24 protein-coding genes are annotated in these 24,035 nt (G+C 66.0%); 20 read left to right on the top strand and 4 right to left on the bottom strand.

What is annotated here, in order from left to right:
- Window positions 1-16 precede the first annotated feature (16 nt).
- The 18 genes from prmC to AC1DBE_RS03825 all read left to right on the top strand — a co-directional run bounded on the left by prmC (window position 17) and on the right by AC1DBE_RS03825 (window position 18,929).
- Window positions 17-928, top strand: coding sequence for a peptide chain release factor N(5)-glutamine methyltransferase (gene prmC, locus AC1DBE_RS03910; protein ID WP_476969652.1), 912 nt, complete (start codon window positions 17-19; stop codon window positions 926-928).
- Window positions 925-1,698, top strand: a complete 774-nt coding sequence (locus AC1DBE_RS03905; RefSeq protein WP_476969651.1) for an L-threonylcarbamoyladenylate synthase — start codon at window positions 925-927, stop codon at window positions 1,696-1,698. Before prmC ends, AC1DBE_RS03905 begins: the two co-directional genes overlap by 4 nt.
- A 2-nt stretch (window positions 1,699-1,700) precedes the next feature.
- A complete protein-coding gene (locus tag AC1DBE_RS03900; RefSeq protein WP_476969650.1) occupies window positions 1,701-2,609 on the top strand; it encodes a glycosyltransferase in 909 nt (302 codons plus the stop codon).
- 6 nt (window positions 2,610-2,615) lie between these two features.
- Window positions 2,616-3,575 carry a glycosyltransferase gene (locus AC1DBE_RS03895; protein ID WP_476969649.1) on the top strand — a complete coding sequence of 320 codons (960 nt, stop codon included), beginning with the start codon at window positions 2,616-2,618 and terminating at the stop codon, window positions 3,573-3,575.
- A 115-nt stretch (window positions 3,576-3,690) separates the two neighbouring features.
- Window positions 3,691-5,559, top strand: a complete 1,869-nt coding sequence (locus AC1DBE_RS03890) for a polysaccharide biosynthesis protein (protein WP_476969648.1) — start codon at window positions 3,691-3,693, stop codon at window positions 5,557-5,559.
- Entirely contained in the window at window positions 5,559-6,581 is a 1,023-nt protein-coding gene (locus tag AC1DBE_RS03885; protein ID WP_476969647.1) for an MraY family glycosyltransferase, read from the top strand. Before AC1DBE_RS03890 ends, AC1DBE_RS03885 begins: the two co-directional genes overlap by 1 nt.
- A gap of 80 nt (window positions 6,582-6,661) precedes the next feature.
- A complete protein-coding gene (locus tag AC1DBE_RS03880) occupies window positions 6,662-7,147 on the top strand; it encodes a hypothetical protein (RefSeq protein ID WP_476969646.1) in 486 nt (161 codons plus the stop codon).
- Window positions 7,148-7,566: 419 nt separating this feature from the next.
- Window positions 7,567-8,367, top strand: coding sequence for a F0F1 ATP synthase subunit A (gene atpB / locus AC1DBE_RS03875; protein WP_476903015.1), 801 nt, complete (start codon window positions 7,567-7,569; stop codon window positions 8,365-8,367).
- A gap of 80 nt (window positions 8,368-8,447) precedes the next feature.
- The gene (gene atpE, locus AC1DBE_RS03870; protein ID WP_003804776.1) at window positions 8,448-8,666 is read left to right on the top strand and encodes an ATP synthase F0 subunit C; all 219 of its coding nucleotides are present in this window, start codon (window positions 8,448-8,450) and stop codon (window positions 8,664-8,666) included.
- A 53-nt stretch (window positions 8,667-8,719) separates the two neighbouring features.
- Window positions 8,720-9,268, top strand: a complete 549-nt coding sequence (locus AC1DBE_RS03865) for a F0F1 ATP synthase subunit B (RefSeq protein ID WP_476969645.1) — start codon at window positions 8,720-8,722, stop codon at window positions 9,266-9,268.
- The gene (locus tag AC1DBE_RS03860) at window positions 9,268-10,092 is read left to right on the top strand and encodes a F0F1 ATP synthase subunit delta (RefSeq protein ID WP_476969644.1); all 825 of its coding nucleotides are present in this window, start codon (window positions 9,268-9,270) and stop codon (window positions 10,090-10,092) included. The genes AC1DBE_RS03865 and AC1DBE_RS03860 overlap by 1 nt, the downstream gene beginning before the upstream one ends.
- A gap of 87 nt (window positions 10,093-10,179) precedes the next feature.
- A complete protein-coding gene (gene atpA, locus AC1DBE_RS03855; protein ID WP_476903256.1) occupies window positions 10,180-11,817 on the top strand; it encodes a F0F1 ATP synthase subunit alpha in 1,638 nt (545 codons plus the stop codon).
- A 76-nt stretch (window positions 11,818-11,893) separates the two neighbouring features.
- A complete protein-coding gene (locus tag AC1DBE_RS03850) occupies window positions 11,894-12,787 on the top strand; it encodes a F0F1 ATP synthase subunit gamma (RefSeq protein WP_476969643.1) in 894 nt (297 codons plus the stop codon).
- An 82-nt stretch (window positions 12,788-12,869) separates the two neighbouring features.
- Complete coding sequence (gene atpD / locus AC1DBE_RS03845; protein ID WP_138768903.1) at window positions 12,870-14,324, top strand: F0F1 ATP synthase subunit beta; 1,455 nt, start codon at window positions 12,870-12,872, stop codon at window positions 14,322-14,324.
- Window position 14,325: 1 nt separating this feature from the next.
- A complete protein-coding gene (locus AC1DBE_RS03840; RefSeq protein WP_476903014.1) occupies window positions 14,326-14,610 on the top strand; it encodes a F0F1 ATP synthase subunit epsilon in 285 nt (94 codons plus the stop codon).
- A 10-nt stretch (window positions 14,611-14,620) separates the two neighbouring features.
- Complete coding sequence (locus AC1DBE_RS03835) at window positions 14,621-15,052, top strand: DUF2550 domain-containing protein (protein WP_476879200.1); 432 nt, start codon at window positions 14,621-14,623, stop codon at window positions 15,050-15,052.
- Between the two features lie 5 nt (window positions 15,053-15,057).
- Window positions 15,058-16,404: an alpha/beta hydrolase gene (locus tag AC1DBE_RS03830; protein ID WP_476969642.1), complete on the top strand. Its 1,347-nt coding sequence runs from the start codon at window positions 15,058-15,060 to the stop codon at window positions 16,402-16,404.
- Window positions 16,401-18,929, top strand: a complete 2,529-nt coding sequence (locus tag AC1DBE_RS03825; protein ID WP_476903013.1) for a bifunctional lysylphosphatidylglycerol flippase/synthetase MprF — start codon at window positions 16,401-16,403, stop codon at window positions 18,927-18,929. Before AC1DBE_RS03830 ends, AC1DBE_RS03825 begins: the two co-directional genes overlap by 4 nt.
- 157 nt (window positions 18,930-19,086) lie before the next feature.
- On the opposite strand, the gene AC1DBE_RS03820 is transcribed toward AC1DBE_RS03825, so the two are convergent.
- From AC1DBE_RS03820 to nucS, 3 genes are all read right to left on the bottom strand, one after another.
- Window positions 19,087-19,290 (bottom strand): cold-shock protein, encoded by a 204-nt coding sequence (locus AC1DBE_RS03820; RefSeq protein WP_011692441.1) that lies wholly within the window; start codon window positions 19,288-19,290, stop codon window positions 19,087-19,089.
- 306 nt (window positions 19,291-19,596) lie between these two features.
- Window positions 19,597-20,835: an N-acetylglucosamine-6-phosphate deacetylase gene (locus AC1DBE_RS03815; RefSeq protein WP_476969641.1), complete on the bottom strand. Its 1,239-nt coding sequence runs from the start codon at window positions 20,833-20,835 to the stop codon at window positions 19,597-19,599.
- Between the two features lie 41 nt (window positions 20,836-20,876).
- Window positions 20,877-21,572 (bottom strand): endonuclease NucS, encoded by a 696-nt coding sequence (nucS, locus tag AC1DBE_RS03810; protein ID WP_476903011.1) that lies wholly within the window; start codon window positions 21,570-21,572, stop codon window positions 20,877-20,879.
- Window positions 21,573-21,659: 87 nt separating this feature from the next.
- Between nucS and AC1DBE_RS03805 the strand changes: the two genes are divergently transcribed.
- Together AC1DBE_RS03805 and AC1DBE_RS03800 are read left to right on the top strand one after the other, a co-directional pair.
- Complete coding sequence (locus AC1DBE_RS03805) at window positions 21,660-22,019, top strand: ATP/GTP-binding protein (RefSeq protein WP_476879205.1); 360 nt, start codon at window positions 21,660-21,662, stop codon at window positions 22,017-22,019.
- Window positions 22,020-22,042: 23 nt separating this feature from the next.
- A complete protein-coding gene (locus tag AC1DBE_RS03800) occupies window positions 22,043-22,840 on the top strand; it encodes an alpha/beta hydrolase (protein ID WP_476969640.1) in 798 nt (265 codons plus the stop codon).
- A gap of 6 nt (window positions 22,841-22,846) precedes the next feature.
- On the opposite strand, the gene AC1DBE_RS03795 is transcribed toward AC1DBE_RS03800, so the two are convergent.
- Window positions 22,847-24,028, bottom strand: coding sequence for an AI-2E family transporter (locus AC1DBE_RS03795; protein ID WP_476879211.1), 1,182 nt, complete (start codon window positions 24,026-24,028; stop codon window positions 22,847-22,849).
- Window positions 24,029-24,035 lie beyond the last annotated feature (7 nt).

The raw sequence follows: 24,035 nt of genomic DNA, 5'->3' as shown, positions 1-24,035 counted from the left end.
AGCGACCCCGCCCCAGATGACACCTGATACCCGGCCGAGCCTCGCCGACGCTGTCCGCGAGGCGACGGCGGTGCTCGCCGCCGCCGGTGTGCCGAGCCCCAAAGTCGACGCCGAACTCCTGGCCGGCCACCTGCTGGGCGTCGGCCCCGGCCGGCTCCGCGCCATGGTCCTTGGGGACACGCCGGCGCCCGAGGGGTATGGCGAGCTTGTGGCCGAGCGCGCCCGGCGGATCCCGCTGCAGCACCTCACCGGTGTGGCGCATTTCCGCTATCTGGAACTCGCCGTCGGACCCGGGGTGTTCATCCCGCGTCCGGAGACGGAGTCCGTGGTCCAATTGGTGATCGACTGGCTCAAGACCTGGGCCGCCGCGGAGCCGTCCCGCGGACGCGGGCCCAAGGTTGTTGACCTCGGGACAGGCTCCGGCGCGATCGCGGGATCGATCGCGCACGAGGTTCCCAATGCGGAGGTTCACGCCGTCGAGTTCAGCGAATTCGCACACGCCTGGGCCGCGAAAAACCTCGCGCCGCTCGGGGTCCGGCTGGTCCGCGGGGACCTGCGGGACGCGCTGCCCGAACACAACGGCAGCTTCGACGTCGTGGTCTCCAACCCGCCGTACATTCCCGCCGAAGCGGTCCCCAACGAACCCGAAGTGGCGTTGCACGATCCCGCGGAGGCGCTTTATGGCGGGGGAGCGGACGGCATGGAACTGCCCACCGCAGCCGCAGCCTCCGCGGCGAGGCTCCTGGTGCCTGGCGGCTATTTTGTGATGGAACATGCCGAAGTCCAGTCGGGCTGGATTGCCACGATGCTGGAGCGCTCGGGGCGATGGACCGGGATTGCCACGCATCTGGATCTCAACGGCCGGGAGCGCGCCACGAGTGCTGTCCGCAAGCCCGACGCCGGCAGTGATGAAAGGATAGGTCAGTGACCACCACTTACGATTGCGCGGACGCAGAGCAGCGGGCCGCAGGACTTGAACACGCCCAGCGGGCCATCCGGGAGCACAAATGTGTGGTCCTCCCAACCGATACCGTGTACGGAATCGGCGCGGACGCCTTCTCGCCGATGGCCGTGACACTGCTGCTCGCTGCCAAGGGCCGCGGCCGGCAGATGCCCCCGCCGGTGCTCATTCCCCGGCTGAACGCCCTCGACGGACTCGCCACCGACGTCCCCGCCGAGGCGCGGCAGCTCGCCGAGGCATTCTGGCCCGGCGGCCTGACCCTGATCCTGCACGCCCAGCCCAGCCTCGACTGGGATCTCGGCGACACCAAGGGCACCGTCGCCCTGCGCCTTCCGGCCGACGACGTCGCCCAGGACCTGCTGACCCTCACCGGGCCGCTGGCAGTCTCGTCCGCCAACCGGACCGGCCAGGCCGCGGCCCAGAACGCTGCGGAAGCAGAAGCGCAGCTGGCGGAATCCGTTGAGGTCTACCTCGAGGGCGGCCACCGGCCGGTTGAGGGAAGCGGGGCCGAGCCGTCCACGATCGTTGACGCCACCGCCACGCCCATGCGCGTGGTCCGCCAGGGTGCCATCAGCCTGGAGCGGCTGCGGGAAGTGGTTCCGGGTGTGCTTGGCGCCGGCGAAGAGCCGGCCGCCCCCGCGGATGCCGACACCGCCCCCGCAGTTGCGGAACCTGACACCGCTGTTGCGGAACCTGACGTTCCCTCCGACTCCGCCGACGACGCCCCCAGGAACTGACCATGCAGCCCAAAGTCGCCGTCGCGGCCGTAACCTTCGACCGCCATCAAGAGCTGGCGCTGCTCCTGAAGGGACTCGCGGACCAAACCGCCCCCATCCACTCGATCGCACTGGTGGACTCAGGCACCGTGCCGGCCACCGACGTCATTGCCGCCGGTGGTTCGAACATCAACTACCTGCGCTCCGAGGCTAACCTTGGCGGCGCCGGCGGGTTCGCGTACGCGATCCTGGCCGCCATGGCCAGCGGTGCCGAGTGGATCTGGCTAATGGACGACGACGGCCACCCCGAGGACGGCACCTGCCTCGCCGAGTTGCTGAAAACCGCGGAAGAACACCAGCTCGACATTGTGAGCCCGCTTGTTGCGGCCACGGCCGATCCCAACCGGCTGTCCTTCAACTTCCGGATCAACGGCCTGCTGACCAACGACCGGTCCAAGCTGGCACCGATGGGCTACCTCCCGGACATGGTGCATTTCTTCAACGGCGCCCTGATCCGCACTGAGGTCTTCCACACCATCGGCATCCCGGACGTGAAGTTCTTCATCCGCGGCGACGAGGTGGACTTCCTCTCCCGGGTGAAGAAAGCCGGCCTGAAATACGGCACCCTGGCGACGGTGGCAGTGCAGCACCCGGCCACCTGGACCGAAATGAAGCCCGTCTTCGGCGGATTCATCACCCCCGTCATCCCCGAGGGCGAATTCAAGCGCTACTGCTACTTCCGCAACCGGGGTTACCTGACCCGTAAGTACCGCAACCTGCGCTGGTTCAGCGCTGACATGGTCGGCTTCCCGTACTACTTCCTCAAGAGCGGTGACTTCAAAGGCCTCGCGCACTGGTTCAACGCCTACTCAACCGGTTTCCGCGGCAAGGGCTTCGGCTCGCCCGCGCGGCTGATGTCCGGCGACCGCTAGGCCGGCATGGAGAACCTGTACGCCGTCGTCGTCACCTACAACCGGGCAGACTTCCTGCAAAACCTGCTGGAATCCTTTGCCCGCCTCGACACCCGCCCCGCGCGGATCATTGTGGTGGACAACGCGAGCAGCGACCATACCCCGGAGGTCGTGGCCCGGGCCATCGCCGCTGGCGGTGCGCCGATTGAGTACGAACGGCTGCCGGAGAACATCGGCGGCGCCGGCGGCTTCTCCCGCGGCGTGGAGCTGGCGCTGCAGTCGGGCGCCGAATGGCTCTGGCTGATGGACGACGACGTCGAGGTGCTCCCCGGTGCGGTGGAGGCCCTGGCCCGGTTCACCCCCGACTACTCCTGCATGATTGGCCGCCGCTACGACGCCAACGGCAACCCCTTCTTCTGGCAGCACCACTTTGTCGATGCACTGGGCGTCTTCCTGCCGGTCTCACGCGACGTCTTCCGGCACTCCGACGTTTTCCGCACCAATGTGGGCAACTTCGAAGGCATGCTGATCAACGCCGCAGTTGTCCGGGACATCGGGCTGCCGGATCCGCGCTTCTTCATCACCTGGGATGACACCATCTACGGGTGGCTCGCCGCCCAGCAGACCCCGGTGGTCTACGTCAACGCCTTTGTCATCAAGAAGGTGCGCGCCCAGCGCCAGGTGGACCTGGGCCTGCGCCACCTCAACGACTCCAGTGACCTTAGCCGCCGCTACGTGATGCGCAACCGCGGCCACGTGGGGCAGTACCTCCGGGCGCACGGCAAGTTCAGCAGGCCCGGTTTCGCGGCCGGGACCGCGCTGACCTTCCTGAAGGAAATGGTCCGCCTCATCCTCGTCGAACGCACCCTGAAAGGGACCGGCGCGCTGTGGCGGGGGTGGCGCGAATCACGGGCCATCCTGGCCGACGACGGCTGGCAGCCGATGCCGCCGCTGCCGCCCGCCGGGCACGACGACCCCGGAAACTGAGCCGGGAGAGATTAGTATCGTTCTAGGCTCCGCCGCTGTCCGACAGTTGTGCGGCGGGGTATTTTTGAAAAAGGCGCATAACCGCCGTGGTAGTGGAAGTCGGTTGCAATTTCTCGTGAGTACCAAATCTGAAGCGCGCGAACCTGCCGCAGCACGGGACGACAAGCCCGCCCTCTGGATCTGGATCCAGCTGTTCCTCGACTCCATGTCCTGGATCGTGGCGATCGTCCTGGCGCTGCTGCTGCGCTATGAAATGGGAATCCGTGCGGAACAGTTCCCGGGCGCCTTCCTCATCGCGGCGATCGCCGTCGTCGTCCAGGTAGTCGCCGGCTATGCCCTGGCCCTCTACCGGGGCCGATATCCGTTCGGCAGCTTCCAGGAAGCGCGCGCCCTGGTCTTCGTCACGGTCATTGTGGCCGCGTCCATCACCGCATCCCTCCTGGTCCTATACGGCGCCATCAACATCGGCCGCAGCGTGGGCCTGATCGCGTTCCCCTTCGCCTGCCTCTTTATGGGGGCCGCGCGCTACGCCAAGCGGCTCTACGTCGAGGGTAAGACCCGGCCCGGTGACGAGGCCCAAAACACCCTGATCTACGGCGCCGGGTTCCTCGGCAACTCGCTGCTCACCCGGATGCTGCAGGACCCGGACTCGCCCTATTTCCCGGTTGGCCTGATCGACGATGATCCGACCAAGAAGCACCTCCGGCTTTCCGGCGTGCAGGTCCAGGGCAGGGGAGAGGACCTTCCCTCGATCATCCGGCGGACCCGGGCACGGGTGCTGGTCCTGGCCTTCGCCAACGTCGAGGCCGCCGTCGTCCGCCGCATCTCCGACGCCGTTGCGGGGCTGAATATCCGCGTTCTGGTACTTCCCCCGCTGCGTGACATGCTCGGCGGCGGTGCCCCCGAGGGGTTCTCGGATTTCCGCGACGTCGCCGTTGAGGACCTGATCGGCCGCCGTCCGGTGGACATCAAGGTCGAAGAAATCGCCGGCTACATCAAGGGCAAACGGGTGCTGGTAACAGGCGCCGGCGGCTCGATCGGCTCCGAGCTCTGCCGGCAGATCGTGCAGTTCTCGCCCGCGGAACTGATCATGCTGGACCACGACGAGACCGGCCTGCAGCAGACCCAGATTTCCATCACCGGCCGGGGCCTGCTGGCCGGACGCGACACTGTCCTGGCCAACATCCGCGACGGCGAAGCCCTGCTGGACATCTTCGAGGACCGCCGCCCCGAAGTGGTGTTCCACGCAGCGGCACTCAAACACGCCCCACTCCTCCAGCAGTACCCGGTGGAGGCCTGGAAGACCAACGTCTGCGGCACCCTGAACGTGCTGCGCGCCGCCCAGCGCGCCGGGGTCACCCACTTCGTGAACATCTCCACGGACAAGGCGGCCAACCCCACCACCGCCCTCGGCCACTCCAAGCGCGTCGCTGAAAAGCTCACGGCCTGGATGGCCGGCCAGACGGACAGCCGTTTCGTCTCGGTCCGCTTCGGCAACGTGATGGGCAGCCGCGGCTCCATGCTGCCGCTCTTTACCGAACAGATCCGGGTGGGCGGACCGGTCACCGTCACCGATCCCGAGGTCACCCGCTTCTTTATGACCATTCCCGAAGCGTGCCAGCTGGTCATCCAGGCCGGGGCCATCGGTTCCGGCGGCGAGGTCATGATCCTCGACATGGGCGAGCCCGTGAAGATCCTCGACGTGGCACAACGGATGATCGCCATGTCCGGCAAGAAGGTCGAAATCATCTACACCGGACTGCGGCCGGGGGAGAAGCTGCACGAGGAACTCGTCGGTACGGGCGAACTCGACCAGCGGCCCCTGCACCCCAAGATCTCCCACACCCGGGCCACGCAGCAGGACCCCGAAAAACTGGACCTCAACGTCTGGCTGGCGCGCTGTGAGGCAGAACAGGGCGCCAACATCGCCGATATTCCCGATGACGAGGCCGACGAAGCCGGCGCCGTCCGGGTGGCATCGTGATGCCCCTGGTCCTGGTTGCCGGCATTACCCTGCTGGCGAGCCTGCTGCTGCCGTTCGCGGTCAAGCCCTGGCTGGTCCGGCTGGGCGTGGTCGATGTCCCCTCCGCCCGGTCCTCGCACCACAAGGCCACCATCCGCGGAATGGGCATGGCCGCGGTGCTGGCCACCGCGATCGGGTACCTGGCCGCCGTCCTCCTCGGAGTTGTTACGGTGGACCGGTCCGTTTTCGCCGTCGTGCTGGCCATCATCGCCGCGAGTGCGGCAGTGGGCTGGATCGAGGACCTGCGGGGCCTCTCCATCCAAGGGCGTGCGGCCGCCCAGCTGGGCATCGGCGCTGCCGGTTCGGCGGCGCTGATCGTACTGACCGGCCAGACCTTCTGGTGGCTGCCCCTGGCGGCCGTGGCGGTGGCGGCCTACATCAACATCGCGAACTTCATGGACGGCATCAACGGCATCTCCGGCCTGCACGGGGTGACGGCCGGCTGCGCGTACGCGTCCGCGGGCCTGTTCTCCGACCAGCCCTGGCTCACGGCCGGCGGCGCGGTGCTGGCCATGGCGTTCCTGGGCTTCCTGCCCTGGAACCTGGGCCGCGGATCGGTCTTCCTGGGCGACGTCGGCAGCTACCTGCTGGGGGCTTCGATCGCCGCACTGGCCGTGGCCGGCTTCCTCAGCGGCGTCTACGTCGAATACGTCCTCTCGCCGATCCTGGTCTACGCCGCGGACACCGGCTACACCCTGCTGCGGCGGATCAAGGCGGGGGAGCGCTGGTACGCCTCGCACCGCGAACACGTCTACCAGCGCCTGACCGACGTCGGGTTCTCGCACCTGCAGTCCGCTGCCATGGTGACGGCCTGCACCGTCGCCGTCATTGTCCTGGGCTTCACCGCCGCCACGGCAACCCTGCCGGTGGTGGCCCTGTGCGTGGCCGGCAGCCTGGCGGTGCTGGTGCTGTACCTCGTCTCGCCCGATCTGATCCGCCGGTTCCGGCACCGGCCCAAGGTGACCCGGATGCCGGTGGCCTAGCCCTGTTCTATCTCGTGTAGAATTCAGGGGCGGCCTCTCGCCGCGCCTTGCCCTTTACCCCCTGCGACGATTGGGATCCCATGACCTCCAACGCCGGCCCCGGACGCACGTCCGGCAACGGTTCAGTTGGCGGCTCCGGACCCACCACGTCCCTTTGGCTGCGGCTGCTGGCCCTCAGTTCGGCAGCAGCAGGAGCAGCCCTCCTGGTAACCGCCGGACTGGCCTTTGTTTTCAATGGAAGCTACGGGGCCCTCTCGAGCCTCTTCGGCGGGGCCGTGGTGATGGCGTTCTTCGCTATCAGCCTGGCGATCGGCCACTTCGTCGGCCGCAACAACCCTTCCGGAGCGATCGGAATGTTCGTCGCCACCTACTTCGTGAAGGTGGTGGGCTTCGCCGTGGTGCTCTTTGTGATCGGCGCGCCGGCGTGGCTGCACGAACGCTGGTTCCTGATCGGCGCCGTCGTGAGCGTGGTGGCCTGGCAGGCAGCCGAGATCGTCGGCTTCAGCAAAGCACGGCTCCAGATTTACAACGATCCTGAAACCCCGGAAGGCGGCAACAATGTCTAGCCGGAAAACCGCAGGCGATAACCCGGACCGGCCCCGGACCCCCAAAACCACAGGCGGAGCGCCCGGTGTGTCGCCGGACGGCAACGACGGCGGATACAACGCCGGAATAGCCGTCTTCAGCTACATTGTTGGCGGAATCATCGTCTGGAGTTTGATAGGGTGGGGTCTGGATAATCTGTGGGGAACCCGCTGGATTGTGCTCGCAGGCGCCCTGCTTGGAGCTGCGGGTGGGTTCTATCTTTCCCATATGCACGGCCTCACCAGTCACCGGAATTCGGCTGGCGGAGACGGCGCTGCAAACGGCCCGTCCAAGGACGCGGAACAGTAATGCCAAAAAATTTCACAGGGGGAATGACTGACGCAAATGTCGCCGCTCCCCGCCCAACGCCCAATGATGGACACTGCAGAGAGGAAACGCGTTGATCGCGCTTGCGCTCCCGGCCCAAGATTCAGGAGAGTTCACTCCTCCTGGAATTGAACAATTGCACCTGCCGGCTATCCTGCCCTGGGGTGCAGCCGAAGGATTCTCCAAGCAGATGCTGCTGGTGATCCTCTCGGTCGTCATTATCGCTACATTCTTTGTGCTGGCTGCCCGTAAGCAGCAGCTCGTTCCCGGCAAACTGCAGTTCGCAGGCGAGGCCGCATACGGCTTCGTCCGTAACGGCATCGCCAAGGACATCATCGGCGGCAAAGACTTCATCAAGTACGTCCCGCTGCTGTTCAGCCTGTTCTTCTTCATCCTGGTGAACAACATCTACGGCGCCATCCCCGTGATTCAGCTCCCGAGCTTCTCGCACGTCGGCGGCGCCTATGTGCTCGCCGCGATCGTGTACGTCACCTGGATTGCCATCGGCATCAAGAAGAACGGCCTGAAGTACTTCAAGCTGGCCACTGTGCCGAGCGGCGTGCCCATCTACATCCTCCCGATCGTCATCCCGATCGAGATCATCTCCAACTTCCTGGTCCGGCCCGTCACGCACAGCCTCCGTCTATTCGCGACCATGCTGGCAGGCCACCTGATCGTGATGATCGCCGGTTCCGGTATCGAGTTCCTGGTCATGCAGGAGAACGTCCTGCTCAAGGGCGCCTCCGTACTGGTCCTGGCCGGCTCGCTGGCGATGTACATGCTGGAGGCGCTGATCATGGCGCTGCAGGCGTACGTCTTCACGCTGCTGACCGCGATCTACATCGAAGGCGCACTCCACGCCGACAGCCACTAAGGCACCCACAAACTTCCCCTCACGGGGATGAAGCAACCCAAACAACCTGCCACACGGGTGGCATCTTGAAAGGAAGAAAAATGGAAGGCTCCATCAACGGCTCCCTCAACCTCATCGGCTACGGCCTCTCCGCCATCGGCGGTGGTATCGGTGTGGGTCTCGTGTTCGCTGCTTACATCAACGGCGTAGCACGTCAGCCGGAAGCCCAGCGCGTCCTGCAGCCGATCGCATTCCTCGGCCTCGCGCTGACTGAAGCCCTCGCCATCCTCGGCCTGGTCTTCGCGTTCGTTCTCAAGTAAACCTTCAGAACCCAGCGAACATCCAGAACCGAGTAGATAAGGACGGGTGAAATATGAAGCAGCTGATCATCTCAGCCGCCACCGAGGGTTCCAACCCCCTCGTTCCCAACATCTGGGAAATGATTGTCGTCTTCTTGGGCTTTGCTGTTCTCCTCTTCATCGTGACGAAGTACGTTGTCCCGATGTTCGAGAAGAACTTCGCAGAGCGCGCCGAGGCGATTGAAGGCGGCATCGCCAAGGCCGAGAAGGCTCAGGCAGAAGCTTCTGCAGCACTCGAAGAGTACAAGCAGCAGCTCACCGACGCCCGCACCGAGGCCAACCGCATTCGCGAGGAAGCCCGTGCCGAAGGCGCCCAGATCCTCGCGGATCTGAAGGAGAAGGCAGCTGCTGAGTCTGCCCGCATCACTGCCCAGGCACACGCGCAGATCGAATCCGAGCGCCAGACGGCCGTTGTGTCGCTGCGCGCCGAGGTCGGCACACTGGCTACCACGCTGGCAGGCCGCATCGTGGGCGAATCGCTCAACGATGATGCGCGTTCGGCCCGGGTGGTTGACCGCTTCCTGGCGGATCTGGAGAACCAGAACGCAGGTGCAGCTAAGTAATGGCAGGTGTATCGAGCGAATCGCTGACCGCGGCACTCGTCGCGTTGGAAGCCAAGCTTCCCAACGCGTCGCTGCAGTTGGCTAAGGAACTCTTCGGAATCCTGGGAACGGTGGACAGCTCGGCCGGCTTGCGCCGCGCCCTGACGGACCCGTCCCGCAGCGGTGCCGAAAAGTCCGCCCTGGTCACGCAGCTGTTCAACGGAAAAGTTTCCGCTGACGCTGTGGAGATCGCCAGCGGACTGGCCGCCTCGCGCTGGGCGTCGGCTCGTGACATCGGCGATGCACTCGAGACTCTTGCCGCTTCGGTGGTAATTGCCGTTGCTGAAAACAAGTCGGCCGTCTCTGCCTCGGGAATCAGCGGACTGGAAGCGTTGGAGAACGATCTGTTCTCCCTCAACCAGGCCGTCGATTCCAGCCACGAGGTGCAGCGTGCTCTGTCCGAGCCGCAGGCGAGCCAGGCTGCCAAGGTTGCCCTTGCCGAAAAGCTCGTGCCCAGTGCCAGCGAGGAAGCGAAGGTCCTTATCGGACAGGCAGTGTCGCAGCCCCGCGGCCTCAAGGCCACCAAGCTCGTCAGCCGTTTTGCCGAGCTTGCGGCCAAGCGCCAGCAGCGCTGGATCGCCACGGTCAGCGTCACCCGTCCGCTGACGGAGACCCAGACCAGTCGGCTGCAGGCAGGGCTCAATGCCCTGTACGGCCGCGAGCTCAAGATCAACATGAACGTTGACCCGGCACTGATTGGTGGCCTCCGGATCCAGATTGGCGACGAAGTGGTTGACGCTTCGGTCCTCGCCCGCCTGGGCCAGCTCCAGCGTCAGATTGCTTAGTTAGCCGGACAAGCACAACTTACCGACATGAAACCCCGGTCATCGTGAGCAACGATGATCACGAAAACAGGAGAGCAGGGACTGCAGATGGCCGAATTGACCATCAACGCCGACGACGTCCGTAATGCGTTGAACGAGTTCGCGGCGTCCTACGAACCCGGAAACGCAGAGCGCGTAGAGGTTGGCCGTGTAACGACCGCAGGTGACGGCATCGCCCGTGTTGAGGGCCTTCCCTCGGTCATGGCGAACGAGTTGCTTCGCTTCGAAGACGGCACTCTGGGCCTGGCCCAGAACCTCGACGTCCGCGAGATCGGCGTCATCGTCCTCGGTGACTTCACCGGCATCGAAGAAGGCCAGGAAGTGCACCGCACCGGACAGGTTCTGTCCGTTCCGGTCGGCGACGCCTTCCTCGGCCGCGTGGTTGACCCCCTGGGCCAGCCCATCGACGACCTCGGCGAGATCAAGGCCGAAGCCACCCGAGCCCTGGAACTCCAGGCGCCCGGCGTGACCCAGCGCAAGTCGGTCCACGAACCGATGCAGACCGGCCTCAAGGCTATCGACGCCATGATCCCGATCGGCCGCGGCCAGCGCCAGCTGATCATCGGTGACCGCCAGACCGGCAAGTCGGCAATCGCCATCGATACGATCATCAACCAGAAGGCCAACTGGGCTTCGGGCGATGTGAAGAAGCAGGTGCGCTGCATCTACGTGGCCATCGGCCAGAAGGCGTCCACCATCGCGGCTGTCCGCCAGACGCTCGAGGACAACGGCGCACTGGAGTACACGACCATCGTGGCTTCCCCCGCATCCGACCCCGCCGGCTTCAAGTACCTGGCACCGTACGCCGGCTCGGCCATCGGCCAGCACTGGATGTACGGCGGCAAGCACGTCCTCATCGTGTTCGATGACCTTTCCAAGCAGGCCGAGGCCTACCGTGCGGTGTCGCTGCTGCTGCGCCGCCCGCCGGGACGCGAAGCCTACCCGGGCGACGTCTTCTACTTGCACTCCCGCCTGCTGGAGCGTTGTGCCAAGCTCTCCGACGAGCTGGGTGCAGGTTCGATGACCGGCCTTCCGCTGATCGAGACCAAGGCGAACGACGTTTCCGCCTACATCCCGACCAACGTCATCTCCATCACCGACGGCCAGATCTTCCTGCAGTCGGACCTCTTCAACGCCAACCAGCGTCCCGCCGTCGACGTGGGTGTCTCCGTGTCCCGCGTTGGTGGCGCCGCGCAGGTGAAGTCCATGAAGAAGGTCTCCGGTACCTTGAAGCTGGAACTGGCGCAGTACCGCGACATGCAGGCTTTCGCAATGTTCGCGTCGGACCTCGACGCCGCATCGCGCCAGCAGCTGACCCGTGGTGCACGCCTGATGGAACTGCTCAAGCAGGGCCAGTACTCGCCGTTCCCGGTCGAGGACCAGGTCGTTTCCATCTGGGCCGGCACCAACGGCTACCTCGACGACGTTCCGGTGGAAGACATCAACCGCTTCGAGACCGAGTTCCTGGAACACCTCAAGCACAAGTCCTCGATCCTCACGACGCTGGCTCAGACCAACGTTATGGACGATGACACGGCAGAGGCGCTGAAGACCGCGATCGTGGACTTCAAGAAGGGCTTCTTCGGCGAGGGCGACAGCTACCTGGTCGGTGCGGGGCACGAGGAGTACGCCCCCATCGATGAGGACGCGGTCGACCAGGAAAAAATCGTCAAGCAGAAGCGCTAGTTTCGCTGGCAGGGACTGCCGGAACCCCCGCGGGTTCCGGCAGTCCCGGCCACCGGGATCTTAGGAAAGGATAAGTATGGGAGCCCAGATCCGGGTCTACCGCCAGAAGATCAGCTCGACGACGTCGATGCGCAAGATCTTCAAGGCGATGGAACTGATCGCTACCTCGCGCATCGGCAAGGCCCGCGCACGCGTAGCGGCTTCACTGCCTTACGCAAACGCGATCACGCGTGCCGTTTCTGCTGTCGCAAGCCAGAGCGAAATCGACCACCCGCTGGTTACCGAGCCGGAGCAGATCCGCCGCGCCGCCGTCCTGGTCATCACCTCGGACCGCGGCCTTGCGGGGTCCTACTCGGCCACGGTGCTCAAGCAGGCAGAAGGCCTCGCCGAGCTGCTCCATGAGGAAGGCAAGGAAGTCAAGACGTACGTCATGGGCCGCAAGGCACAGGCATACTTCGACTTCCGCAACCGCCCCTATGAGCGTGTGTGGACCGGTAACACGGACGCACCCGAGTTCGAGACGGCGCAGGAAGTCGGCGAAGCACTGCTGGCAGACTTCGCCACCGCCTACGAAGAGGGCGGCGTCGACGAGATCCACGTCGTTTACACCCGCTTCAAGTCCATGGTGACGCAGGAGCCGACGGTCATCCGTCTGCTCCCGCTGGAGGTCGTCGAAGAGCAGGCCGCCTCCGAGTCGGAGCTCCTGCCGCTGTACGAATTCGAGCCGGAAGCTGAGCAGGTCCTCGACGCCTTGCTGCCGCGCTACATCGAGTCACGTATCTTCGCCGCCATGTTGCAGGCAGCAGCTTCGGAGCTCGCAGCCCGCCAGCGGGCAATGAAATCCGCCGGCGACAACGCGACGGATCTCATCAAGAAGTACACGCGTCTGCGCAACACTGCCCGCCAGGCTGAAATTACGCAGGAGCTTTCCGAAATCGTGGCAGGCGCCGACGCGTTGAACGCGTCCTAGCCGGCCCGCCAAGGACCCAGCTTTACCTGCACTAAAGAACAAACTTAACCGCCCACGCCATCTACTGAGTGAAGTGAGAGAGATGACTGCCACTGCTACCGAACACGTAGCCGCAACGTCCGGTGCCACCGGCCGTATTGCACGTGTTATTGGCCCGGTTGTCGACGTCGAATTCCCGGCTGACGCAATCCCCTCGATATACAACGCTCTCACCACGGAGATTACTCTCAACGGTGAGACCAAGACCATCACCTTTGAAGTTGCGCTGCACCTCGGCGACAACCTCATCCGCGCCATCTCCCTGCAGGCGACCGACGGCCTGGTCCGCGGCACCAACGTGGTTGACACCGGTGCCCCGATTTCCGTGCCGGTCGGCGACGGCGTCAAGGGTCACATCTTCAACGTCCTGGGCCAGCCCCTGGACGTGACCGAGTCCGAGCTGCAGATCAGCGAACGCTGGCCGATCCACCGCAAGGCTCCGGCCTTCGCGACGCTCGAAGGCTCCACCGAGATGCTGGAAACCGGCATCAAGGTGATCGACCTCCTCACCCCGTACATCAAGGGTGGCAAGATCGGCCTCTTCGGTGGCGCCGGCGTCGGCAAGACCGTGCTGATCCAGGAAATGATCACCCGTGTGGCCCGCAACTTCGGTGGCACCTCGGTGTTCGCCGGTGTCGGCGAGCGTACCCGTGAAGGCAACGACCTCTGGGTTGAAATGGAAGAAGCCGGCGTCCTCAAGGACACCGCTCTTGTATTCGGCCAGATGGATGAGCCGCCGGGAACGCGTCTGCGCGTGGCCCTGTCCGCCCTGACCATGGCGGAGTACTTCCGCGATGTGCAGAACCAGGACGTGCTGCTCTTCATCGACAACATCTTCCGCTTCACCCAGGCAGGTTCCGAGGTTTCCACCCTCCTCGGCCGTATGCCGTCCGCCGTGGGTTACCAGCCCAACCTGGCTGACGAGATGGGCCTCCTCCAGGAGCGCATCACGTCCACCAAGGGCCACTCCATCACCTCGATGCAGGCCATCTACGTTCCCGCAGATGACTACACCGACCCGGCCCCGGCCACGACCTTCGCACACCTCGACGCGACCACGGAACTGTCCCGTGAAATCGCTTCCCGTGGTCTGTACCCGGCCGTTGACCCGCTGACGTCGACCTCCCGCATCCTGGATCCGCAGTACATCGGACACGACCACTACAACACGGCCGTCCGCGTCAAGCAGATCCTGCAGAAGAACAAGGAACTCCAGGACATCATCGCCATCCTCGGTGTCGATGAGCTCTCCGAAGAGGACAAGATCGTCGTGTCGCGTGCACGCCGCATCCAGCAGTTCCTCTCGCAGAACACCTACACGGCGAAGCAGTTCACCGGCGTCGAAGGCTCCACCGTGTCCATCAAGGACACCGTGGAAGGCTTCACGGCCATCTGCGACGGCGACCTCGACCACATCGCAGAGCAGGCGTTCTTCAACGTCGGCGGCCTGGATGACGTTGAGCGCCAGTGGGCCAAGATCCAGGAGCAGACCAAGTAATATGGCTGAGCTTGAGGTTGAGATTGTCGCAGCGGACCAGTTCGTCTGGTCCGGAGCGGCCAAGATGGTCAAGGCCCGCACCAGCGATGGTGAAATCGGAATCCTGCCCGGCCACTCGCCCCTGCTGGCGATTCTGGCCGAAGGTGAGCTGGCGATCGAGCCGGTTTCCGGTGACCGTATTGCTGTAGTTGTCGACGGCGGATTCTTCTCCGTCGACAACAACAGGGTCGTCATTGTTGCTGACAACGCCCAAATGGGCGACGCGGCTACTGCGGGGATCCGCTAGCCCGACCTTGATGAACGTTACTGGTTTTCCGTTCATCATCCTGGCAACTGTTTTTGCGTTGCTGGTTTTTGCACTGTGTCTTTCCGGGGTGCGCCGCTTCAATTTGCGGCGCGCCCTGGGCACGGTGGACGCCTCCATTTGCGTAGCTGGAAACAGCTGGCAGATGGGGGTTTGTCGTTATCAGGACAACGACCTCGAGTGGTTCCGGCTTGCCTCCCTGAGCGTTCGTCCCAAGCATTCGTTCCGCCGCAGCTCGCTGGAACTGCTGGGCCGCCGCGAACCGACAGAATCCGAGCTCGTTAAAGTCCAGCCGGAGACGGTGATCGTAGAGCTTCGCTGTGAGGGCCAGGACGTCCTGCTCGCGATGAGGTTTGATGCCTACACAGGCCTTTCCTCCTGGCTCGAGGCCGGACCGGTCATCGGCGTCGGCACCTGGCGCTAACACCGGTGGGCTTCGCCGAAAGCATCCGGATCGCCGACGGTCCGGTCCTGTGGGCGGCGTGCGCCGCCGGGATCGCCGGCACGCTGTACCTGCTCAGGCCGATCGCCGGCTGGAAGCGTACCCCGGCGCTTCGTGCCGCGGCCGTTCCCGTAGCCGCGCTCGTCCTCGCTGTTGTGCTGGTGCTCGGTGTGCACTGGCTCCTCGTCTACGCCGTGCCCGTCTTCCCCGACGTGCTCCCGCCCGAGGTGCTCCTCTGGGCCGTGCCCGCGGTCGCAGCCCTGCTGTTGGCGGCCTACCGGGTCCGGACGCTGCTGCGAAGCAGCCCCCGGCCCGACCGCGCCCGGAAGGCCACCACGGTGGCGGCGGCCGCCTGCGCCGGCGTCCTCGCTCTGTCCGCCGTGCAGATCAATGCCTATTTCGGCCTGAACCACACCGTCAGCGACCTGACCGGAACGGCCGTCGCACGGATCCAGAACCTGGAGACGGACCTCAAACGGCAACCTGACGACCCTCCGGCCGTCGCACTGGCCGGCTGGAAAGCCCATGGAGCACTCCCGTCCTCCGGGCTGATCCGGAAGGCCACCATACCCGGCACCGCATCAGGCTTCGTCAGCCGTGAAGCCTATGTTTACCTGCCGCCGGCCTACCAGGCGGTCCCGCGTCCTGAGCTGCCGGTACTGGTCCTCTTCGCCGGCCAGCCCGGAGCTCCGGCGGACTGGGTCACCGGGGGAGCGCTGCGGAGCCGGATGGACCGGTTCGCCGCGGCCCACCACGGCGTAGCTCCTGTGGTGGTGGTTGTCGATCCCAACGGCAGCCCCAACAGCAACCTCCTGTGTATGGACAGCCATATCGCCCAGGCGGACACGTTCCTCTCCCGCGATGTCCCGGCCTGGATCCGCGCCACGTTCGCCGTCGCCCCCGAGCCGCGCTACTGGGCAGCCGGCGGATTCTCCTTCGGTGCCACCTGCGCCGTCCAGATGGTGACCAGGCACCCGGACATTTACAGCGCCTCCCTGGCCTTCGCCAGCGAAAAGGAACCCGCACTGGCCAAGGAGCGGCACAAAACCATCGAAGCCTCGTTTGGCGGGGACACCGTGGCGTTCGAGCGGCAGACACCCCTGCACCTGATGCAGTCACGGCGCTATGACGGCAACGCCATCTACTTCGGCGCGGGCGAGCGGGACACGCAGTTCGTTGAGTACATGGACGTCCTTGCCGACGCCGCCCGCGGGGCCGGTTTCACGGTCCAGGAGCGGCTGGTTCCCGGCACCGGCCATTCCTGGGAAGTGGCCGCCCGCGGTCTCCCGGCCGGCCTCGACTTCCTGGGCCGGCGCTGGGGGATCAACCCGTGAGAATAGGCCTTCGGCGCATCGGGCGGTACCTCCGTAAAACACCGTTCTCGCTGGCGTTCCTCGCGGCTTTCCTGGGCGCGGGCGTGGCAACCGGAAGTTTCCTGGCCGGGCCGCCGGTGTCCCTGCTGGGTGCCGCGTCCGTGAGCGCATCCGGGCTGGAAGGCGGGTTGTGGTGGAGCATGTTCACCTCTCTCTTTTTCGCCACCAACCCGCTGGCCTACCTGGCCGCGTCCGTGATGGTGCTGGGCTTGCTGGGCGCAGCGGAACGCAGGCTCGGATCAGTCCGGCTCGCGGTGTTCTTCTTCGCGGGGCAGTTTGCGGCCGTGTCACTGTTCCTGCTGTTGACCCAGCTCGCGCGGTTCGCCGGCGACAACTGGCTGGGCGGGATGGTCGACGCCCGGCTGATGGGGCCTTACGCGGCCATCCTCGCCGTCACCCTGGCCGCCGGGGCGCTCCTCCCGGCCCTGTGGCAGCGCCGGCTGCGGACCGCCGTCGTGGCCGGGTCCCTGCTCCTGGTTCTCTACATCGGCCACCCCGAAACTGTGGTGGGCCTGGCCGGAGCGCTGGTGGGGCTGATGGCCGGCTGGTGGATCCAGGGGGACAAAGGAACCCTGCACCGCCACCGCTCCACCTCGAGGGAGACCCGGAACCTCCTTGCGCTGACGGTGGCGATCTTCGCCGTGGGGCCGATGATCACCGCAACGGTCCGCAGCCCCACGGGTCCGCTGGCGCTGCTGCGGGAGATGGCGCTGAACCCGCTGCCGACCTTGGGGCAACTCGAACGCAGCTGCGGGTCCGGGGTGGACATCAGCTGCCTGGGCGCCGGGCGGGAGGGATACGCCGGGCCCCTGGGCCTGGCCCTGGCTGTGGTGCCGGTGGTGCTGCTGCTGATCTGCGCCGACGGCATGCGGCAGGGCAGGCGGCTGGCGCTGCGGATCGCGGTCCTGGTCCAGCTGGGCGTGACTGCGCTGGCAGCGGTGTACCTGGCCCTGTTTGCCCGGATCCCGCACTACGCCGCGCGTCCGCCCTCAGCAGTCATGGGTTCTCCGGTGGTGCACATCCTGCCGCTGGCGGTGGTCCCGCTGGCCCTCGCGCTGCTGCTGGTCGCCAATCGGCGCCTTTTCCGCGTCGAAACCAGCACCCGGGCACGCCGTATCCTCGGCCTGACCGTGGCGGGAACGTTCGTGGTGCTCGCCGGCGGCTATTCGGCCATATGGTTTGCCGCCGGCGGCCTGGCCCGCGACGGCGGCTGGCTGGGGCTCGCGGCCGAGCTCGCCCGGCAGTACCTGCCGCTGCCCATCCCGGGGATCTACGGCCGGGTCTTCCAGCAGCGCAACCCGGTGGAGGCCTTCCTGTTCGCCGGCTCCGGCATCATCTTCTGGGCGGTGGCACTGACAGGGGTGTGGCTGGTGCTCCTTCGGCGGCACCACGGTACTGACGCGGGATCAGCGGACCGCGGGGTGGCGCGCGGCCTCATCCGGCTGGGCGGCGACTCGCTGTCCTGGATGGCCCTGTGGGAACCTAACAAGTACTGGTTCGCACCCGAATCCCGCGGCGGCGTGGCCTACCAGCGGCACGGCAACGTGGCACTGACCGTGGCCGGCCCCTTCGGACCGGCCCGGAACCGTGACAGCACCGCCGCCAGCTTCCTGGATTTCTGTGGCGAGCACGCGCTGATTCCGTGCTTCTACTCCTGCACCGACGGGCTCTGGCCCCTGCTGGAGGGCAAGGGCTTCCGCCGGGTGGCCGTGGCGGTGGAAACCCGGCTGGCGGTCCGCGACCTGGAGTTCAAGGGCAAGGAGTGGCAGAACGTCCGGACCGCGCTGAACCGCGCGGCCAAGACCGGCGTCGGCGCGGTGTGGGGCCGCTACCGTGACTTCACGCCCGCGCAGCGGGCCCAGCTCAACGAAGTCTCCGAGGAATGGGCAGCGGGCAAGCAGGTCCCCGAAATGGGATTCACGCTGGGCAGCCTGGACGAGCTCGAGGACGACGACGTGCTGTGCTGCCTCGCTGTGGACGGGGATGGCCGGGTGCACGGCGTCACGAGCTGGCTGCCGGTCTTCGACGGTGGCGAGCTGGTGAGCTGGACGCTGGACGTGATGCGCCGGCGCGGCGACGCCTTCCCCGGTGTGATGGAATTCCTGATCGCCTCTGCGGTGCGGGAGCTGCGGGAATCCGTGGCCGTCATTTCGCTCTCCGGTTCACCGCTCGCGGGTGAGGCCGGAACTGCGCCCGTCGGAACTGCGCCCGGCGGGACGGGATCCGGGACAAGTGAGGCGAGTCCCCGCGGGAGCGACGGGCTCGCCGGAATCCTCGACGTCGTGGGCAGGGCCCTTGAACCGGTTTACGGATTCCGGTCACTGGCCACGTTCAAATCACGATTCAAGCCGGAATACCGCACCCTGTACCTGTACTACCAGGACCCGCTGCAGCTGCCGGCGATAGGGCGCGCCCTGAGCCGGGCTTACCTCCCGGACCTCTCCGTCCGCCAAAGTGCACGACTGCTCCGGACGCTGGTGCGCTAATTCGATTGCCGCCGCCAAATACAGGCACGGGATAAAGGGATTCCTGCCGGCAAAGAATGCAGCCAGCCGGGCAATATAGCAAAAAAATGATCCCCGGCCATAATGCCGGGGATCATTTTCGGGACCGGGCTGCCAATGGTTGCCCTGCCGGGGGAGACTAGACCAGCGTCACGCCGGTTGCCTGGGGGCCCTTGGCGCCCTGGCCGATCTCGAACTGAACGCGCTGGTTCTCGTCGAGGGTCTTGAATCCGCCGGTCTGGATCTCGGAGTAGTGAACGAAGACATCGCCATCGGAGTCATCCGGGGTGATGAAGCCGAAGCCCTTTTCAGCGTTGAACCACTTGACGGTTCCCTGTGCCATTTAATTCTCCTCATTTTGGATCTAGAAGCAGCCCGGCGCACTTTGCACCGGGCCGGGTCACTCTGCGAGAAGAACCTTGGCTTCGGTCCGGTTTGAGACCGGACCTGGCGGCAGGAGCTTCACGCTCGCAACACGTCTTGCGAGCATGAAAAACACCTACACAAAGACTTGTCTAAGAATTTCATGGCACCTCCGTGAGGTCAACGGGGCCGGGACATAATTCCAGAAATTTTATCTAAAGAGTTCGTGAACTACTTCCCGGCACTGGAAACAAACCCTGGAGAGCGCCGGCGCCGCAAAGACGGATTAGGAAAGCGGGGCCAGCCATTCCCCGCGGCGCATTACCCGGGAAAGGTGAAGTCCGGAATTTACGACGACGGCGTCCGCCCTCAGTCCGCGGCGTAATGAGCCGAGCTCGGCCGCCAGGCCGAGGACCGCGGCGGGAACCGCTGTGGCCGAGGTGACGGCATCTGCCAGGGGTACGCCGGCAGCCACGGTGCGCCGCACGACCTCGAGCAGTGTGGCGGTCCCGCCGGCGAGGGCGTCGCCCCGGTCCAGGCGGGCGCTTCCGCCGGTAACGGTAACTGCGGCCCTGCCCAGGCTGTAGTGGCCGTCGGGCAGGCCCGCGGCGGCCATGGAATCGGTCACCAGGGCGATGTTCGCCGCGCCGGCCAGCTGGAATACGGTGGCCACCACGGCGGGGTCCAGATGCACGCCGTCGGCAATCAGTTCGAGTACCGCCCCGCCCGAGGCCGCACTCCGCAGGCACGCCGCCACCGGCCCCGGCGCCCGGTGGTGCAGGGGCGGCATGCCGTTAAAGAGGTGGGTGACAGTGGGCCTCGTGCCGCGGGACCCTTCCCGCCTGCCCCGGGATTCCAGGGCGACACCTGCCGCGTGGAGGGCCGCCGTGGCTGTCGCGTCGTCGCAGTCCGTGTGCCCGAGAGAGGGAACCACGGCATGCGAGGCCAGCGTTGCCACCAGGTCCTCCGCCCCCGGGAGTTCCGGCGCAAAAGTCATCGAGGCTAGTGTGCCGCGGGCGGCCTGCAGCAGCCCGGCGAGGAGCTCCGGATCGGGCTCGCGGAGGTGGGCCGGATCCTGTGCCCCGCAGCGGGCCGCGGCGAGGAACGGGCCTTCAAGGTGGATTCCGGCCAGCAGGCCCTCTTCCGTCAGTGCGGCGTGCAGCGCCAGTCCCCGCAACAAGGAGCCGGGTGCGGCGGTGACCAGGCTTGCCAGGAGCGTGGTGGTCCCGGACCGGTGCAGGAAGTCGATGGCCTGCCGCGCCTGGTCCTCGGTGCCGGCCGGGAAGTCACCGCCGTGCGCGCCGTGGCAGTGCAGGTCAACCAGTCCGGGAAGAATGAAGTCTCCGGGACCGAGACGAAACTCAGTCGCGTCACCGAAGCCGGCGGCGGCGCCGTCGAACCCCGAAGCCGGTCCGGCGTAAGCGATCCTGTCGCCCTCCACGGCGACGGCGGCGTCGGAGAGCACGGCACCGTCGCTGACCATGGTGCCGAACAGGAGCTGCCGGCGGTCCGGAACATGGTTCATGGTCAGAGTCTAAGGTGCACCCGGCTGCAGGGTCAGCGGGCCTAGAAGAGCCGTGACTCGCTGTCGTCCACGCCGCGCATGGCGTCGTAGTCCAGGGTGACGCAGTCGATGCCGCGGTCATTGGCCAGTACTTTGGCCTGGGGCTTGATCTGCTGGGCGGCGAAAATGCCGCGCACGGGGGCCAGCAGGGGATCGCGGTTCAGCAGTTCGAGGTAGCGGGTGAGCTGCTCGACGCCGTCGATGTCGCCGCGGCGCTTGAGCTCGATGGCAACAGTGGCACCGGTGGCGTCGCGGGCCAGGATGTCCACCGGGCCGATGGCCGTGAAGTACTCGCGGCGGATAAGGGAGAAGCCAGCGCCGAGGGTCTCGATCTGCTCGGCCAGCAGCCGCTGCAGGTCTGCCTCAACGCCGTCCTTGATCAGGCCGGGATCCAGGCCAAGTTCATGGGACGTGTCGTGCAGCTGCTCGTGGATGTTGATAATGAGCCGGTCATCCGTCTTCGCGGACTGTACAGTCCACTGCTCGACGACGCCGACCTCGACGTCCACCTCGTCCGGCGTGGACACCCGCAGGTTCGCCGGGGGACTCATCCAGTTCAGCGGCTTGTAGGAACCGCCGTCGGAGTGGACCAGGACCGAGCCGTCGGCCTTGACCACCAGGAGCCGGGTGGCCAGTGGGAGATGGGCTTTGAGCCGGCCGACATAATCAACGGAGCAACGGGCTATGACTAAACGCACCCGGTCAACACTACCGTCTGTTGCCCCGCATGCGGGAGCCTGCGGGCCCGTTGCCCGGCGGGCACGGCTCTGGGGCAGAATGGAGCTATGCCCCGTTCCAACCGACCCCGCCGAGCCGTGTCCGGGAAAGCTGCCTCCGGGAGGGGCGCCGCAAAGGCCGGCAAGCACGCCGCGGGTCCGGCGCCGGAACTGGATCTGGAACGAGCCCGCACCGGGATCGCCCGGCGGGAGAGCGCCCCGGACGGGGAATGGATGGTCCGCTCGATCTCGGCCGGGCGGGCGGAAAAGACCTATATCTGCCCGGGATGCTCCACAGCCGTGCTGCCGGGCATCGCGCACCTTGTGGTCTGGTCCGAGGACCATATCTTTGGTGCCGCGGCCGGCCTGGCCGAACGCCGGCACTGGCATTCGAACTGCTGGACCTCGCGCAGCTACAAGTACCGCTGAGCGGTTTCGCTAAGCTGGAGGGCATGACTTTCGACCCCGCGTCCTACATGTTCAGCCAGCCTTCCGCGCCCACCGCAATCCGTGCCTCCACCGTGCTTCCGGCGCGCCGCGAGAATGTTGAACTCCGCACCGCGGACGGGCGCCGGCTGGTCGGCGAACTCGCTGTGCCGGAGTCGGGGGAGATCAAGGCAACGCTGATCACCCTGCACCCGCTGCCCACGCATGKCGGATTCATGGATTCGCACGTCTACCGCAAGGCCTCCTACCGGCTCCCGGCGCTGGCCGGCATTGCAGTCCTCCGGTTCAACACCCGCGGAACCTCCTCGCCGCGCGGAACCAGCCAGGGGCAGTTCGAGGAAGGCATCGGCGAACGGCTGGACGTCGAGGCTGCGGTCCGTTTCGCCGTCGACCGCGGCCTGCCCAACCGCTGGCTGGTGGGGTGGTCGTTCGGGACCGAGCTCGCCCTGATGTACGGCGCCGCGGAACCAGTGGCCGCCGAAATTGAGGGCGCCATCCTGCTCTCGCCCCCGCTGCACCGGGCTACCGACGTCCACCTCAAGGAGTGGGCAGCCTTTGGCAAGCCGCTGAAGGTGCTGGTCCCCGAGCACGACGACTACCTCCAGCCGGATGCCGCGGCGCAACGCTTCGCCCTGGTGCCGCATGCCGACGTCGTGGGCGTCGACGGCGCCAAACACCTCTGGGTAGGCGAGAAGTACGCCGGCCGGGTGCTCAACGAGATCGTGGACCGGGTGCTACCCGGGGGAGCGGCGACGGCGCTGCCCGAGGAATGGGACGGCCCGGTCGCCACCGCCCACGCCTGAGCGGGGTTAGTGCTTGTCCTGCCGGACGATGAAGATCTCCTTGACCAGCAGCATGATCGCTGCGGCCGTGGGAATGGCGATCAGGGCACCGAGCACGCCGAGCAGGCTGCCACCGGCGATGACCGAGATGACGGCGACTGCGCCGGGCACGGCAACGGCCTTCTGCATAATGCGCGGGGAGATGAAGTACGCCTCGAACTGCAGGTAGGCGAAGTAGCAGATCGCGTAGACCACGGCCGTCTGCCAGCCCGCCGTGAGGGCAATCAGGGTGACCAGGACACCGGCGATCATGCCGCCGACCAGCGGGATAAAGGCCAGTAGGGCCACAACGAAGGCCAGCAGGACCGCAAACGGAACGCCAACGATGGACATCACGATGAAAGCGAAGGTCGCATTCAGCAGGGCGACACAGACCTGGCCGATGACGTAGTTGCCGACCGAGCCGGTGATTTCCTCCGACAGCGCCTCCACCCTGGCCCGGCGGGACCGCGGAGCCAGCCGGTAGCCCCACTTCTTCATGGACGGCATGGCCGAAAGGAAGTAAAGGCTGAGGACCAGCACGATCAGGGCACCGAACAGGCCGTTGGCCACTGTGGAACCGAAGCCGACCACTCCGCCGAAGATCCCGCCCATGGCCTCCGGGTTGTTGACGAACTTTTCGAGCTCCTGCGAGATCCGGTCCCGGACGCCGAACTGGCTGTCGAGGGAGCGGAAGAAGTCCGAGTCGATGAAGTCCTGGATCCAGTGCGGCGCCTGCTGCACAATCTGGGTCACCTGCTGGACGATCGTGGGGATCAGCGTGGCAAAGAACCCGGCGACGGCCAGGGCCAGGACGGCGACGGAGATCAGGATTCCGACCGGCCGCGGGACCTTCTTGCTTTCCAGCCAGCGCACCACGGGGTCCAGGCCGAGCGAAATGAACAGCGCGGTGACAATCCAGAGGAGCAGTTGCGTGGTGTTGGAACCGATCCAGTAGACCAGCAGTGCCGCGCCGACGCCGACGGTGCCCATGAACCCGACGTACAGGGGGTGCTGGGCCGACAGTCGGGGCCCCGGATCACCAAAGCGGGCCGTAGATTCCATGTCCGACCCGGCCAGCACGTCTTCGTCCTGCTCCGGCGGCATCTCGAACCGCAGCCGGGGCTGTGCGCCGGGCAGCGGCTGGCGCAGGCGGCGGGCCATCGACATCAGGATG

The organism is Arthrobacter sp. 10T416 (assembly GCF_056394165.1).
Note: the sequence above shows the minus strand (reverse complement) of the source record. Positions and strands in the feature narration are given on the sequence as shown.

What these genes read in the sequence shown, in the direction of transcription:
- prmC (WP_476969652.1), top strand. Translation starts at nt 17, where the DNA reads ATGACACCTGATACCCGGCCGAGCCTCGCCGACGCTGTCCGCGAGGCG.
- AC1DBE_RS03900 (WP_476969650.1), top strand. Translation starts at nt 1,701, where the DNA reads ATGCAGCCCAAAGTCGCCGTCGCGGCCGTAACCTTCGACCGCCATCAA.
- AC1DBE_RS03895 (WP_476969649.1), top strand. Translation starts at nt 2,616, where the DNA reads ATGGAGAACCTGTACGCCGTCGTCGTCACCTACAACCGGGCAGACTTC.
- AC1DBE_RS03885 (WP_476969647.1), top strand. Translation starts at nt 5,559, where the DNA reads ATGCCCCTGGTCCTGGTTGCCGGCATTACCCTGCTGGCGAGCCTGCTG.
- AC1DBE_RS03880 (WP_476969646.1), top strand. Translation starts at nt 6,662, where the DNA reads ATGACCTCCAACGCCGGCCCCGGACGCACGTCCGGCAACGGTTCAGTT.
- atpE (WP_003804776.1), top strand. Translation starts at nt 8,448, where the DNA reads ATGGAAGGCTCCATCAACGGCTCCCTCAACCTCATCGGCTACGGCCTC.
- AC1DBE_RS03865 (WP_476969645.1), top strand. Translation starts at nt 8,720, where the DNA reads ATGAAGCAGCTGATCATCTCAGCCGCCACCGAGGGTTCCAACCCCCTC.
- AC1DBE_RS03860 (WP_476969644.1), top strand. Translation starts at nt 9,268, where the DNA reads ATGGCAGGTGTATCGAGCGAATCGCTGACCGCGGCACTCGTCGCGTTG.
- atpA (WP_476903256.1), top strand. Translation starts at nt 10,180, where the DNA reads ATGGCCGAATTGACCATCAACGCCGACGACGTCCGTAATGCGTTGAAC.
- AC1DBE_RS03850 (WP_476969643.1), top strand. Translation starts at nt 11,894, where the DNA reads ATGGGAGCCCAGATCCGGGTCTACCGCCAGAAGATCAGCTCGACGACG.
- atpD (WP_138768903.1), top strand. Translation starts at nt 12,870, where the DNA reads ATGACTGCCACTGCTACCGAACACGTAGCCGCAACGTCCGGTGCCACC.
- AC1DBE_RS03840 (WP_476903014.1), top strand. Translation starts at nt 14,326, where the DNA reads ATGGCTGAGCTTGAGGTTGAGATTGTCGCAGCGGACCAGTTCGTCTGG.
- AC1DBE_RS03835 (WP_476879200.1), top strand. Translation starts at nt 14,621, where the DNA reads ATGAACGTTACTGGTTTTCCGTTCATCATCCTGGCAACTGTTTTTGCG.
- AC1DBE_RS03820 (WP_011692441.1), bottom strand. Translation starts at nt 19,290, where the DNA reads ATGGCACAGGGAACCGTCAAGTGGTTCAACGCTGAAAAGGGCTTCGGC.
- AC1DBE_RS03815 (WP_476969641.1), bottom strand. Translation starts at nt 20,835, where the DNA reads ATGAACCATGTTCCGGACCGCCGGCAGCTCCTGTTCGGCACCATGGTC.
- AC1DBE_RS03805 (WP_476879205.1), top strand. Translation starts at nt 21,660, where the DNA reads ATGCCCCGTTCCAACCGACCCCGCCGAGCCGTGTCCGGGAAAGCTGCC.
- AC1DBE_RS03795 (WP_476879211.1), bottom strand. Translation starts at nt 24,028, where the DNA reads ATGTCGATGGCCCGCCGCCTGCGCCAGCCGCTGCCCGGCGCACAGCCC.